Source organism: Streptomyces sp. NPDC017993 (assembly GCF_044328065.1).
Taxonomy (GTDB): Bacteria; Actinomycetota; Actinomycetes; order Streptomycetales; family Streptomycetaceae; genus Streptomyces.
Genome location: NZ_JBIRGO010000001.1, coordinates 262490 through 275799 on the forward strand (window position 1 = coordinate 262490; position 13310 = coordinate 275799).

At 71.1% G+C, this 13310-nt stretch carries 10 protein-coding genes; 7 read left to right on the top strand and 3 right to left on the bottom strand.

Annotated features, from left to right (window positions below):
* Positions 1–41 precede the first annotated feature (41 nt).
* Complete coding sequence (locus tag ACH4FH_RS01335) at positions 42–953, top strand: LysR family transcriptional regulator (protein WP_398553644.1); 912 nt, start codon at positions 42–44, stop codon at positions 951–953.
* Positions 954–1139: 186 nt separating this feature from the next.
* Here ACH4FH_RS01335 and ACH4FH_RS01340 read toward each other — a convergent pair whose 3' ends face one another.
* A complete protein-coding gene (locus ACH4FH_RS01340; protein WP_393892655.1) occupies positions 1140–1472 on the bottom strand; it encodes a WhiB family transcriptional regulator in 333 nt (110 codons plus the stop codon).
* Between the two features lie 380 nt (positions 1473–1852).
* On the opposite strand from ACH4FH_RS01340, the gene ACH4FH_RS01345 reads away from it, so the two are divergent.
* The 4 genes from ACH4FH_RS01345 to ACH4FH_RS01360 all read left to right on the top strand — a co-directional run bounded on the left by ACH4FH_RS01345 (position 1853) and on the right by ACH4FH_RS01360 (position 6280).
* On the top strand, positions 1853–2464 hold the full coding sequence (locus ACH4FH_RS01345) for a response regulator transcription factor (protein WP_003948568.1): 612 nt from the start codon (positions 1853–1855) through the stop codon (positions 2462–2464).
* A 280-nt stretch (positions 2465–2744) separates the two neighbouring features.
* Positions 2745–3320: a sigma-70 family RNA polymerase sigma factor gene (locus tag ACH4FH_RS01350; protein ID WP_398553645.1), complete on the top strand. Its 576-nt coding sequence runs from the start codon at positions 2745–2747 to the stop codon at positions 3318–3320.
* Between the two features lie 205 nt (positions 3321–3525).
* A complete protein-coding gene (guaB, locus tag ACH4FH_RS01355) occupies positions 3526–5031 on the top strand; it encodes an IMP dehydrogenase (RefSeq protein ID WP_398553646.1) in 1506 nt (501 codons plus the stop codon).
* Between the two features lie 121 nt (positions 5032–5152).
* Positions 5153–6280 carry a GuaB3 family IMP dehydrogenase-related protein gene (locus tag ACH4FH_RS01360; protein ID WP_398553647.1) on the top strand — a complete coding sequence of 376 codons (1128 nt, stop codon included), beginning with the start codon at positions 5153–5155 and terminating at the stop codon, positions 6278–6280.
* Between the two features lie 78 nt (positions 6281–6358).
* Here ACH4FH_RS01360 and ACH4FH_RS01365 read toward each other — a convergent pair whose 3' ends face one another.
* Positions 6359–7606: a nucleotide sugar dehydrogenase gene (locus ACH4FH_RS01365; protein WP_398553648.1), complete on the bottom strand. Its 1248-nt coding sequence runs from the start codon at positions 7604–7606 to the stop codon at positions 6359–6361.
* Positions 7607–7798: 192 nt separating this feature from the next.
* Between ACH4FH_RS01365 and ACH4FH_RS01370 the strand changes: the two genes are divergently transcribed.
* A complete protein-coding gene (locus tag ACH4FH_RS01370) occupies positions 7799–9505 on the top strand; it encodes a glycerol-3-phosphate dehydrogenase/oxidase (protein ID WP_398553649.1) in 1707 nt (568 codons plus the stop codon).
* A 124-nt stretch (positions 9506–9629) separates the two neighbouring features.
* On the opposite strand, the gene ACH4FH_RS01375 is transcribed toward ACH4FH_RS01370, so the two are convergent.
* Positions 9630–10901 (bottom strand): serine hydrolase domain-containing protein, encoded by a 1272-nt coding sequence (locus ACH4FH_RS01375; RefSeq protein WP_398553650.1) that lies wholly within the window; start codon positions 10899–10901, stop codon positions 9630–9632.
* Between the two features lie 192 nt (positions 10902–11093).
* On the opposite strand from ACH4FH_RS01375, the gene ACH4FH_RS01380 reads away from it, so the two are divergent.
* Positions 11094–13124 carry a protein kinase gene (locus ACH4FH_RS01380; protein WP_398553651.1) on the top strand — a complete coding sequence of 677 codons (2031 nt, stop codon included), beginning with the start codon at positions 11094–11096 and terminating at the stop codon, positions 13122–13124.
* Positions 13125–13310 lie beyond the last annotated feature (186 nt).

Genomic DNA, 13310 nt, shown 5'->3' on the forward strand with positions numbered 1-13310 from the left:
GGTTTCTCTTGATCTCTCCAAGATGCGCTTATACTCCAAATATGATCGAGGCCCGTCATCTCCGTGTGCTGCGCGCCGTCGCCAGGACCGGCTCCTTCTCCGCCGCCGCGCGCGAACTGGGCTGTACCCAGCCGGCCGTCAGCCAGCAGATGAAGGCCCTGGAGCAGTCCGTGGGCACCCCGCTCCTCGTCCGCGCGGGCCGTGGGATGCGGCTGACCCAGGCGGGTGAGGCGCTCGTGCGGCACGCGGTCGGCATCCTCGCCGGGCTCACCGCCGCCGAGGAAGAGGTCGCCGCGATCACGGGCCTGCGGGCGGGACGGGTACGGCTGGTGTCGTTCCCGTCCGGCAGCTCGACACTGGTACCCACCGCCCTGGCGAAGATGCGCGCCGCGCACCCCGGCACCCGCGTCTCGCTGGTCGAGGCCGAGCCCCCGCGCTCGATCGAGATGCTGCGCAACGGCGACTGCGAGATCGCACTGGCCTTCCGCTATCCCGAGGTGCGTGGCGCGGATCCGGCGGCCGCCGCCGAATGGGACGACCTGGTGGCCAGGCCGATCCTGGCGGACCGGCTGATCGGCCTGGTCCCCGACGGCCACCGACTGGCGACGAGCGGCACGGCCCGATTCGCCGAGCTGGCCGACGACCCGTGGATCGCGGGCTGCCCGCGCTGCCGCACCCATCTCGTCGAGGTCTGTGAGAGCGCGGGCTTCACGCCGCGCATCGATTTCGCCACCGACGACTACCCGGCGGTGATCGGACTGGTCGGCGCGGGCCTCGGCGTCGCCGCGCTGCCCGAACTCACCCTGGAGTCGGTACGCCCCAAGGGGGCCACGACGGTGCGGCTGGAGCCGGCCGTGCACCGCGAGATCGTCGCGCTCACGCTGCCCGACCTTGCGAGGGTCCCCGCGGTGGAGGCGATGCTCGACCAGCTGGCGCGGGCCGCGGGGCGCTGACGCCCGGGCGGCGGCCCGAGGGGCGGGGCCGGCAGGCGTGAGCAGGCGTGCGCAGCGCCGGGGAATCGGCGCCAGGTCTTTCCGGCCCAGAGGGGTCATGGGGCCCTGCCGGTTGTCCGGTCGGTGGGTGTTCGGTTGCTCGATCCGGGGAGGATCGTTTCTTCAGGAGTGATCCAGTCCGGGTGATCAGGCGCTGGTCACGCCGGCGTGGCCGGTCATGGAGGTCGCGGGGATCAGGCGGTGACGCGCCCGGCCCATGAGCTCCTCGCGTTCGTCCTCCGTCAGTCCGCCCCAGACCCCGTAGGGCTCGCGGACCGCCAAGGCGTGCGCCGCGCACTCCGCCCGTACCGGGCAGCGCATGCACACCTCTTTCGCTGATGTCTCACGCGCGCTGCGGGCCGCCCCGCGTTCCCCTTCGGGGTGGAAGAAGAGCGAGCTGTCCACACCGCGGCAAGCGGCGAGCAGCTGCCAGTCCCAGAGGTCTGCGTTCGGGCCCGGAAGGCGGGAGAAATCTGCCATTGCTTGTCCCCTCGAAGCGATGCTGTTTTCGGGCTCGGTGCTCACGACCGTACATCTACTGTCCAAGTAGATGTAAATATGACTCATTGCGAATCTAGCCGCAGACGCCACGAAAATGGAAGAAAGAGGGCCAAATAGGGCATAGGGTGCACGCGCGGAGGCCGGTCGATCATCAACCGTCTGCGTATCCGGCTCCTCACGGAGCGTGCTGAAGTCGGTCACCGAAGCCGTAACTCTTTCGAGTGACCGTCGTTGAGTGTGCGGAGGCGGTTGACAGAGGTAGTCCTCGGGCAGGTGTCCGAGGGCCGTCAATCGCACAGGTGACGATACGTACCAGCCTGGAGGCTCAAGGTGACGCGCATCAGCTGCGGAGGGCGGTCATGACATCCGTCCTCGTCTGCGACGACTCCCCGCTTGCCCGAGAGGCGCTCCGACGGGCGGTTGCGACCGTGCCCGGCGTCGAGCGTGTGACGACCGCGGCCAACGGGGAGGAAGTCCTCCGCCGCTGGGGTGCCGATCGCTCGGACCTGATTCTGATGGACGTACGGATGCCCGGACTCGGCGGTGTCGAGACCGTGCGCCGGCTCCTGTCCGCCGACCCCGGCGCCAGGATCATCATGCTCACGGTGGCCGAGGATCTGGACGGTGTCGCGCTCGCGGTCGCCGCCGGTGCCCGCGGCTATCTGCACAAGGACGCCTCTCGCGCGGAGCTGCGGGCGACGGTGACCCAGGCGCTCGCCGACCCGACGTGGCGGCTCGCCCCGCGTCGGCTGCGGTCCGCCGAGATGGGCGCCGCCCCGACGCTCACCGCGCGGGAGATCCAAGTGCTCGAAGGCATGAGCCACGGCCGCTCCAACGCCGAGATCGGCCGCGAGCTCTTCCTCTCCGAGGACACGGTCAAGACCCACGCCCGGCGCCTTTTCAAGAAACTGGGTGCCTCTGACCGGGCGCACGCGGTGGCGCTGGGGTTCCGCTGGGGACTGGTCCGCTAAGGCATCGTGACGTGCAGCGATGCGGGGGAGTGAGAGTCCCCGCCCGCCCTGTGGCGGGCGGGGCGGCGAAGCGCCCCGCGCGCTGCCTGTGCACCGCGGCGGTCCGTTTCCCCGCGCGGTGCCGCATCCTTGAGGTATGGAGTTCCTCGGGGACGGGTCGGTCGGGCACGAGGGGAGGGCGCAGGACATGACATCCGGCGCACCTGCCGCTCATAACGCTTCAGTGCACAAGTACGGACCTGGTGCCGCGGATCGTGTCGCGCCAAGGCACCATGGACCGATGCGCGATGACGGGAACAAGGAGATCAGCGATCTCGTCGCACGCGCCGTCGAGGGGGACCAGCGGGCCACGCACGACCTCTTGGCCCATGTGCACCCCCTCGCGTTGCGCTACTGCCGCACCCGGCTCTCCCGGCTGCCGGGTGACGCGCGGCACTTCGTCGAGGACCTCGCGCAGGAAGTCTGTGTCGCGGTGCTCTGCGCGCTGCCGCGCTACCGCGACACCGGAAAGCCCTTCGAGGCGTTCGTCTTCGCCATCGCCGGCCACAAGGTCGCCGATCTGCAGCGGGCCGCGATGCGCGGCCCGGGCAGCACGGCCGTGCCGTCCGACGAGATGCCCGAGCAGCCGGACGACTCCCTGGGCCCCGAGGAGCGCGCGCTGCTGAGCAGCGACGCCGAGTGGGCCAAGAAACTGCTGGCGAACCTGCCGGAGAACCAGCGCGAGCTGGTGCTGCTGCGGGTCGCGGTCGGGCTGACGGCCGAGGAGACCGGGCAGATGCTGGGGATGTCGCCGGGCGCGGTGCGGGTCGCCCAGCACCGCGCGCTGAGCCGGCTGCGGGCACTGGCCGAGCAGTAGGGCGAGCACCCTCCCGCGGTGTGCCCGCCGGGGCCGGACGGTCGTCCGGTGGGCGTGGGGAGCCCGTGGCCTCGGACTTACCCATCCAAGAGGCGTCCGTAGAAAGATACGAGTGATGAGGCCCTCATCGATCGTGGAATGGGACACCTGATTAGGCCGTTAGCATGGGAGTCCGCGCTGAGGCAAGAGCATTGGGGAAGGTGTCATGAGTGACAACGTCGACGGTATGCCCGCCAAATTCGCCATGCTCGGGCTGACATACGACGACGTTCTGCTGCTGCCCGGCGCGTCGGAGGTGCTGCCCAACGCGGTGAGCACCGCCTCCCGGGTCTCGCGGAACGTCACGGTCAACATCCCGCTGCTGTCCGCGGCGATGGACAAGGTCACCGAGGCCCGGATGGCCATCGCCATGGCACGTCAGGGCGGCGCCGGTGTGCTGCACCGCAACCTCTCCATCGAGGACCAGGCCAACCAGGTCGACCTGGTGAAGCGCTCCGAGTCCGGCATGGTCACCGACCCGATCACGGTCCGCCCGGACGCCACGCTCGCCGAGGCCGACGCGCTGTGTGCGAAGTTCCGCATCAGCGGCGTGCCGGTCACCGACGCCGCCGGCAAGCTGCTGGGCATCGTCACCAACCGCGACATGGCCTTCGAGCTGGACCGCAGCCGTCAGGTCCGCGAGGTCATGACGCCGATGCCGCTGGTCACCGGCAAGGTCGGGATCTCCGGCGACGACGCCATCGAGCTGCTGCGCCGCCACAAGATCGAGAAGCTTCCGCTGGTCGATGACGCGGGCGTGCTCAAGGGCCTGATCACGGTCAAGGACTTCGTCAAGGCCGAGAAGTACCCGAACGCCGCCAAGGACGCCGAGGGCCGGCTGGTCGTCGGTGCCGCGGTGGGCGTCGGCGACGCGGCGTACGACCGGGCGCAGGCGCTGGTCGAGGCGGGTGCCGACTTCCTGGTCATCGACAGTGCGCACGGCCACAGCCGCGGCATCCTCGACATGATCGCCAAGGTCAAGTCCAACATCGGCGTCGATGTGGTCGGCGGCAACGTCGCCACCCGCGACGGTGCCCAGGCGATGATCGACGCGGGCGTCGACGGCATCAAGGTCGGCGTCGGCCCCGGCTCCATCTGCACCACCCGCGTGGTCGCCGGTGTCGGCGTGCCCCAGGTCACCGCGATCTACGAGGCCGCGCAGGCCGCCCACGCGGCGGGCGTGCCGCTGATCGGTGACGGCGGGCTCCAGTTCTCCGGCGACATCGCCAAGGCGATCGCGGCCGGCGCGGACACCGTCATGCTCGGCTCGCTGCTGGCCGGCTGCGAGGAGTCGCCGGGCGAGATGGTCTTCATCAACGGCAAGCAGTTCAAGTCCTACCGCGGCATGGGCTCGCTCGGTGCGATGCAGTCCCGTGGCCAGGGCAACAGGTCCTTCTCCAAGGACCGCTACTTCCAGGACAACGTGCTCTCCGAGGACAAGCTGGTCCCCGAGGGCATCGAGGGCCAGGTTCCCTACCGCGGGCCGCTCGCCTCGGTCGCCCACCAGCTCGTCGGTGGTCTGCGCGCCTCCATGGGCTATGTCGGCTCCGCGGACATCGACGAGCTCAAGGAGAAGGGCCGCTTCGTCCGCATCACGTCCGCGGGCCTCAAGGAGAGCCACCCGCACGACATCCAGATGACGACCGAGGCGCCGAACTACTCTCGACGCTAGGCGGGACTTCGGGGACGCGCCCTAGCATGTCCCCGCACCCGAGCCCGCGGCCGCACCCCGGCCGCGGGCTTCGGTGTGTCGGGGATACTGGAACGGCAGACGTAGAGGAAAGGCCACACACGTGACTGAGATCGAGATCGGACGCGGCAAGCGCGGCCGCCGGGCATATGCCTTCGACGACATCGCCGTCGTACCGAGTCGCCGCACCCGCGACCCGAAGGAGGTCTCGATCGCCTGGCAGATCGACGCCTACCGTTTCGAGCTGCCGTTCCTGGCCGCTCCGATGGACTCGGTGGTCTCCCCGCAGACCGCCATCCGCATCGGTGAGCTGGGCGGCCTGGGCGTACTCAACCTGGAGGGTCTGTGGACCCGCTATGAGGACCCGGAGCCGCTGCTCGCGGAGATCGCCGAGCTGGACGGCGCCACCGCCACCAAGCGGCTCCAGGAGATCTACGCCGCGCCGATCAAGGAAGAGCTGATCGGCCAGCGGATCAAGGAGGTGCGCGACTCGGGCGTCGTCACCGCCGCCGCCCTGTCGCCGCAGCGGACCGCGCAGTTCTCCAAGGCCGTCGTGGACGCCGGCGTGGACATCTTCGTGATCCGGGGCACCACGGTCTCCGCCGAGCACGTCTCGTCGGCCGCCGAGCCGCTCAACCTCAAGGAGTTCATCTACGAACTCGACGTCCCGGTCATCGTCGGCGGCTGCGCCACGTACACCGCGGCCCTGCACCTGATGCGGACCGGCGCGGCCGGTGTGCTGGTCGGTTTCGGCGGCGGCGCCGCGCACACCACCCGCAACGTCCTGGGCATCCAGGTGCCGATGGCGACGGCGGTCGCGGATGTCGCCGCCGCGCGCCGCGACTACATGGACGAGTCCGGCGGCCGGTACGTCCACGTCATCGCCGACGGCGGCGTGGGCTGGTCCGGCGACCTGCCGAAGGCGGTCGCCTGCGGTGCGGACGCGGTGATGATGGGCTCCCCGCTGGCCCGTGCCACGGACGCGCCCGGTCGCGGCCACCACTGGGGCATGGAGGCGGTCCACGAGGACGTGCCGCGCGGCAAGCGGATGGACCTCGGCGCGGTCGGCACGACCGAGGAGATCCTGTGCGGTCCCTCGAACACGCCGGACGGGTCGATGAACTTCTTCGGCGCGCTGCGCCGGGCGATGGCGACCACCGGTTACTCCGAGCTCAAGGAGTTCCAGCGGGTCGAGGTGACGGTCTCGCCGTCCCAGCACGACAACGCCTGACGCGCAGCAGCACACCCCGCACACCACAGCTCGGCGACGCGATGTCGCCGAGCTGTGGTGCGTTCTGCGCCCGGCCGGTCAGAGCCGGTGCGCCGCGCCCGTCGGGGTCGCGCCGCGGGTGTCGAGGAGCAGCTGCGCCTTGACGGAGAGGCCCTGGAGGTCGTAGGTGCGGTGCGGCTGGAGCAGGATCGTCAGGTCGGCGGCGGCCGCGGCCTCGTAGAGGGAGTCGGCGCGGGGGACCGGGCGGTCCAGGACGTTCCATTGGGGGACGTAGGGGTCGTGGTAGGTGAGGTGTGCGCCGAGCTCCATGAGGCGGGAGGCGATCTCGCGGGCGGGGGAGCCTTCCTGGTCACCGATGTCCGGCTTGTAGGTGACCCCGAGCAGGAGGACGCGGGCGCCGCGGGCGGACTTGCCGTGTTCGTTGAGCAGGGTCGCGCAGCGCTGGATGACATAGCGCGGCATCCGGCCGTTCACCTCTTGCGCCAGTTCGACCATGCGCAGTGGGTAGCCGAGTGAACGGCCTTTGTACGAGAGGTAGTTGGGGTCCACGGGGACGGCGTGGCCGCCGATGCCGGGGCCGGGGCGGAAGGCCTGGAAGCCGAACGGCTTGGTCTCCGCGCAGCGGATGACATCCCAGAGGTCGACCCCGATGTCGTGGCAGAAGACCGCCATCTCGTTCATCAGGGCGATGTTGATGTGGCGGTAGTTGGTCTCCAGCACCTTGGCCGTCTCCGCCTCGCGGGGGCCGCGGGCGCGGACGACCTTGTCCGTCAGCCGGTTGTAGAACGCCGCGGCGGCCTCGGTGCAGGCGGGGGTGAGGCCGCCGATGACCTTGGGGGTGTTGGCGTAGCGGTGGGTGCGGTTGCCGGGGTCGTGCCGGCTGGGGGAGCAGGCGAGGTGAAAGTCCCGCCCGGCGATGAGCCCCGAGCCCTCTTCGAGGAGGGGACGCAGGAATTCCTCGGTGGTGCCGGGGTACGCGGTCGATTCGAGGATGACCGTGGTGTGCGGGCGCAGGTGCGCGGCCAGCGTACGGGCGGCGTCGGCGATGGCGGTCAGGTCCAGGGCGCGGTCCTCGCCGAGTGGCGTGGGCGCGCAGATGACGGCGGTGCGGACCTTGCCGAGGGCGGCCGGGTCTGTGGTGGTGCGGAAGCCCGCGGAGAGCAGGCGGCGGATCTCGGTCGCGGACAGCGGCCCGTCGGCCCCCGCGGGGGTGGCCGCGCGCGGGTCGGGGTCGTAGCCGAGGGTGCTGATGCCGGCGGCGGTGGCGGCCTGGGCGAGGGGGAGGCCGAGGTGACCGAGTCCGATGACGGCGAGGTCTGCGGGCATGGCTGCTGCCGTCCTTCCCGAGCGATTCCGGATGGCGCATAAGTAGACTAAGCCGACATTTGACCCAGAATGGGGATTGGTGGATCAAGGTGGCGGGGTGTTGCCGTACTGGGCGGAGGGTGGATACCGGCACGTAGCGCGGACAGAATCGACGGACGGGGGGTGTGGCCCCGATCACAGCGGGAGGCAGTGGTGAAGACAGCGACACTGGGACCGGCGCAGCGTGCGGAGGCGCTCGCACGAATGGCGGAGCGGGAGCTGGACGTTCTGGTGGTCGGCGGCGGAGTCGTCGGCGCCGGCACGGCACTGGACGCGGCGACACGCGGGCTGAGCACCGGGCTGGTAGAGGCGCGGGACTGGGCATCGGGCACGTCGAGCAGGTCGAGCAAGCTCATCCACGGCGGCCTGCGCTATCTGGAGATGCTGGACTTCGCGCTGGTCAGAGAGGCGCTCAAGGAACGCGGGCTGCTGCTGGAACGGCTGGCGCCGCATCTGGTGAAGCCGGTGCCGTTTCTCTATCCGTTGCAGCACAAGGGCTGGGAGCGCTGGTACGCCGGCTCCGGCGTCGCGCTGTACGACGGCATGTCGATCTCGTCGGGACACGGCCGCGGGCTGCCCGTGCACCGGCACCTGTCCCACAAGCGAGCCCTGCGGGTGGCGCCCTGCCTGAAGAAGGACGCCCTGGTCGGCGCGTTGCAGTATTACGACGCGCAGATGGATGACGCCCGGTATGTCGCGACGATGGTGCGTACTGCCGCCGCCTACGACGCACAGGTCGCCAACCACGCGCGCGTGGTGGGGTTCCTGCGCGAGGGCGAGCGGGTCGTCGGCGCACGGGTGCAGGACGGTGAGGGGGGTGGCGAGTACGAGATCCGCGCCCAGCAGATCGTCAACGCCACCGGCGTGTGGACCGACGACACCCAGGCGATGATCGGCGAGCGCGGGCAGTTCCACGTACGGGCCTCGAAGGGCATCCACCTGGTGGTGCCCAAGGACCGGATCCATTCGACGACCGGGCTGATCCTGCGGACCGAGAAGAGCGTGCTGTTCGTCATCCCGTGGGGACGGCACTGGATCATCGGGACGACGGACACCGACTGGGACCTGGACAAGGCGCACCCGGCGGCCTCCAGCGCCGACATCGACTACCTGCTGGGGCACGTGAACGAAGTGCTCGCCGTGCCGTTGACCCGGGACGACGTCGAGGGGGTGTACGCCGGTCTGCGGCCGCTGCTGGCGGGCGAGTCGGACGCCACCAGCAAGCTGTCGCGCGAGCACACGGTCGCGCATCCGGTACCCGGCCTGGTGGTCGTCGCGGGCGGCAAGTACACGACGTACCGGGTGATGGCCAAGGACGCCGTGGACGAAGCGGTGCACGCGCTGGACCACCGGGTCGCGGAGTGCGTGACGGAGGACGTCCCGCTGGTCGGCGCAGAGGGCTACAAGGCGCTGTGGAACGCACGGGCCCGGATCGCCGCACGCACCGGCCTGCACGTGGTGCGCATCGAGCACCTGCTGAACCGTTACGGCTCGCTCACGGAGGAGCTGTTGGAGCTGGTGGTGGCCGATCCTTCACTGGGCGAACCGCTGACGGGCGCGGACGACTACCTGCGTGCCGAGGCCGTCTACGCCTGCACCCACGAGGGCGCCCGGCACCTGGACGACGTGCTGACCCGGCGGACCCGCATCTCGATCGAGACCTTCGACCGGGGCACCCGCTGCGCCCGCGAGGTGGCCGAGCTGATGGCGCCCGCGCTGGGCTGGGACAGCGACCAGGTCGAGAAGGAGATCACGCACTATGAGAAGCGGGTCGAGGCGGAGCGCGAATCGCAGCGGCAGCCGGACGACCTCACGGCGGACGCGGCCCGACTGGGCGCGCCGGACATCGTTCCGCTGTAGCCGTCCGGACCGGAACGGGAAGTGACGGTGGCGGGCGGTTGCCGGGAGACGCGGCGGCCGCCCGCCGTTCGCCGTCCGGACGCGGGACGGCGGGTGGCTGACGAGCTGTCGGGGCGGCGGGCACCTAGCCGGCGGACGGCGGGCAGAACTCCGCCGTCAGGACCGCCGTGCCGTGCTCCGGATCGGCCAGGGCGTCGGTGTTGACGCGATAGCTGACGAGGTGCCGGCCGTCGACGCTGCCCGCGGTCTGCGCGTACGAGCCGTTGATGTCGCCGTTGTGTCCCCAGACCTGTACGCCGCAGGGCAGCTGGGTGGCGTACAGGCCGAGGCCGTAGGTGCCGTCGGTGGCTGCCTCGCTGCGCAGCTGTGCCATCTGGTGCGGGGGCAGGAGCTTGCCGCCGAGCAGCGCGGAGAAGAAGCGGTTGAGGTCGTCGAGGGTGGTCACCATCTCGCCGGCCGCGCCCGCCCGGCTGGGATCCAGGGACGTGGTGTCCACCCGGTGGGTGCCGATGCGGGAGTAGGCGCGGCCGTGCGGCTCGGGCAGCGCCGGGTCGGTGCCGGGGAAGGAGGTGTCGTGGAGCTGCACGGGGGTGAGGATGCGGCGGCGGATCTCCTCGGCGTAGGAGCGCCCGGTGACCGCCTCGATGACCAGGCCGAGGACGATGTAGTTGGTGTTGGAGTAGGTGAAGGATGCGCCCTGCCCGCTCCGGGAGCCGGCGCCGGCGGCCGGTGGATGGCGGAGGGCGACGCGCAGGAGTTCGGCCGGGGTGTGGCTGTCGTAGCGGTGGGCGGCGAAGCCCTTGCCGTACAGCTCACGGGCGAGCCGGGCGTCCTCGGTGTAGTTGAACAAACCGCTCGTATGGTCGAGGAGCTGGCGGATCGTCACATTTCGAAGATCGCCGAGGTGGTCCTTTTCGGTGGCGGACACGGATTTCGGCAGGCGTGCGGCCGCGGCGTCCGTCAGGGACAGCTCGCCCTCGGCGACGAGTTGCAGCACGACGGTCGCCACCAGCGTCTTGGTGAGGCTGCCGGCCCGGAAGTGGTCCGGGCGGGCCATGGGGCGGCCGTTGCGGACATCGGCGACGCCGGACGTGGAAAAACGGGAACCGTGGAAGCGGCCGCCGCGGGTTATCAGGGAAGCGGCGCCCGGCGCCCCGTCCCGCACCAGGCGCTGAAGGGCCCGCACGGTCGTGGCGGACGGCTGCTCGACACGCCCCACGGGCCGGACCGGGACCGTGCGCTCCCCGCCCGTACAGGCCGTCAGGGCCAGTACGGTCAGGGTGGCCTGCAGAACGAGCGCACGCGGGCGTACCGCGGCCCCCCGGCGGCGCGCGGCCGACGGCGGCGCCGTGCGGGCGGCGCCGGCCGAGGCGGCGCGGGGCGAGCGCTTCGTCATCGGGCCTCCCGTTCGTCGGGGGCCATCATGACGGGTGCGCGTGGCGTCGTTCCGCATGGACCCGGGCCTTCCCCACCGCCGCGGATGAGGGAGAATGAAGGCTCTGCCAGGGTGGGTTGTCCGAGTTGAGCCAGTTTGGTGATCGATGAGAAATCGAAGCTGCCAACTCGGCTGGATTGCAGAGGGGATTCAGTGGGCGACGAGGTCGAGATGGACGGCAAGGAGGGCAGGCTGCTCGCCGGCCGGTACCGGCTCGCCGATGTTCTCGGCCGGGGCGGTATGGGCACGGTCTGGCGGGCACGCGACGAGGTGCTGGGCCGCACGGTCGCGGTCAAGGAACTGCGCTTCCCCGGTGGGGTGGAGGAGGACGAGAAGCGTCGTCTGATCACCCGCACGCTGCGCGAGGCGAAGGCCATTGCCCGGATCCGCAACAACGGAGCCGTGACGGTCTACGACGTGGTCGACGAGGACGACCGCCCGTGGATCGTGATGGAGCTGGTCGAGGGCCGCTCGCTCGCCGAGGTCATCCGCGACGACGGCGCGCTCACCCCGCGCCGCGCCGCCGAGGTGGGCGTGGCCGTGCTGGACGTACTGCGCGCCGCGCATCGCGAGGGCATCCTGCACCGCGATGTGAAGCCGTCCAACGTCCTGATGTCGGACGACGGCCGGGTCGTGCTGACCGACTTCGGCATCGCCCAGGTCGAGGGTGACCCCTCCGTCACCTCCACCGGCATGCTCGTCGGCGCGCCTTCCTACATCTCGCCGGAGCGGGCCCGTGGCCAGAAGCCGGGCCCGCCGGCCGACATGTGGTCGCTCGGCGGCCTGCTGTACGCATGCGTCGAGGGTGTGCCGCCGTACGACAAGGGGTCGGCCATCGCGACCCTGACGGCGGTGATGACCGAGCCGGTCGAGCCGCCCAAGAACGCCGGTCCGCTGGAAGAGGTCATCTTCGGCCTGCTGGTGAAGGACCCCGCAGGCCGGCTGGACGACGCGGGCGCGCGTTCGATGCTGCTGGCCGTCACACACGCCCCGGAGCCGAAGCCGGAGCCTCCCATGGACGCCACGCGCGCGATGGCGCTCCCGGCGGCGCCCGCCGAGGCGTCGAAGCCCGCGGCCCGGCCTGCGAAGCAGAAGCCGGCACCCAAGCCGCGGACGCAGCGCAAGCCCAAGGCGAAGCCCGAGGTGGCGTCGGGAGCCGCCGAGGCGGCGGCCGGCGCCGGGACGGCCGAAAAGGCGGCAGACGCCGACGCGGCGGAGCGCACGCCGGCGACGGCGAAGTCCGGCCGCCCGCGCCCCGCCACCGCTACGGAACGGAAGGCGGCGGGCGGTTCCGACGCGAGCCGGGCCGGCTTCGACACGGACGCCGCGAAGGAGCGGATGCGCGGCGCCCTGCAGTCCGTGCGCAACGCGGCCGCCGCGGCGACCGCGACGGCACGCCCGGAGTCCAGACCCGGCGACGGGGAGCGCGCCGGATCCTCACGCCCGTCGGTGACGGATGTCGTTCCGCGCCGCACCCTGATCATCGGGGCCGTCGTGGTGGCCCTGGCGGTTCTGGGCGCGATCCTCGCCTTCGCGCTCAGCGGGGGCGACGAGAAGAAGGGCGCCAAGCGGGCCGCCAAGGACGACAAGGCGGCCGCGGCGACGGCGAGCAAGGAGAAGCCCTCCGAGGACACGCCGGAGCCGAGCGAGGATGCGCCGAAGGAGGAGGAGCCCGCTCCGCCGTCGCCGAAGCAGCCGAATGCCACCCCGGACGACGCCAAGGCGCTGCCGGCAGGCTTCGCGCCGGTCTCCAACGGCCGGTTCCACTTCGCCATGGCGATGCCCAAGGGCTTCAAGCAGACCGGTACGGCGGGGCAGAGCTCCGGCGCCATATACAGCGGCTCCGGCGGATTCCCGCGCATCCAGATCGACTACAACGCCAAGCCCGGCACCGACGCGGCGGCCTCCTGGCGCAGCCTGGAGCCCAGCGTCCGCAACTCCAGCGAGAACTACCACCTGATCGGCATCAAGTCCGTGAAGTGGCGGGGCTATCCGACCGTCGCGGACTGGTCGTTCACCCGCAAGCAGAGCGGCGAGAAGGTGCGGGTGCTCAACCGCGGCTTCCGGGCCGACGACCAGCACGGCTACGCCATCATGATCACGTGCAAGGCGGGCGCCTGGTCGGAGAAGGAGTGCAAGGAGCTGCGCGAGACGGCCTTCAAGACGTTCGCCGTGAAGGACTGACCGGGTCTCTCCCGGGCGCGGCGCGGGGCGGGCGGCTCCCGTGCGGACCGCCCGCCCGGTCCACGGGGTTGGGTCGAGCAGGTCTCAACCCGGGGGCCGGGCACGTATCGTGAGACTTCGAAGTCCGTACGCATCCGCAACGTGCGGTAGTGCGACCGGAAACCGACCGGCGGCGTGCGCGTCACC

Bases quoted from the DNA above. Each gene is read 5' to 3' on its own strand.
- ACH4FH_RS01335 (WP_398553644.1), top strand. From the start codon at position 42: ATGATCGAGGCCCGTCATCTCCGTGTGCTGCGCGCCGTCGCCAGGACC.
- ACH4FH_RS01340 (WP_393892655.1), bottom strand. From the start codon at position 1,472: ATGGCAGATTTCTCCCGCCTTCCGGGCCCGAACGCAGACCTCTGGGAC.
- ACH4FH_RS01350 (WP_398553645.1), top strand. From the start codon at position 2,745: ATGCGCGATGACGGGAACAAGGAGATCAGCGATCTCGTCGCACGCGCC.
- guaB (WP_398553646.1), top strand. From the start codon at position 3,526: ATGAGTGACAACGTCGACGGTATGCCCGCCAAATTCGCCATGCTCGGG.
- ACH4FH_RS01365 (WP_398553648.1), bottom strand. From the start codon at position 7,606: ATGCCCGCAGACCTCGCCGTCATCGGACTCGGTCACCTCGGCCTCCCC.
- ACH4FH_RS01345 (WP_003948568.1), top strand. From the start codon at position 1,853: ATGACATCCGTCCTCGTCTGCGACGACTCCCCGCTTGCCCGAGAGGCG.
- ACH4FH_RS01375 (WP_398553650.1), bottom strand. From the start codon at position 10,901: ATGACGAAGCGCTCGCCCCGCGCCGCCTCGGCCGGCGCCGCCCGCACG.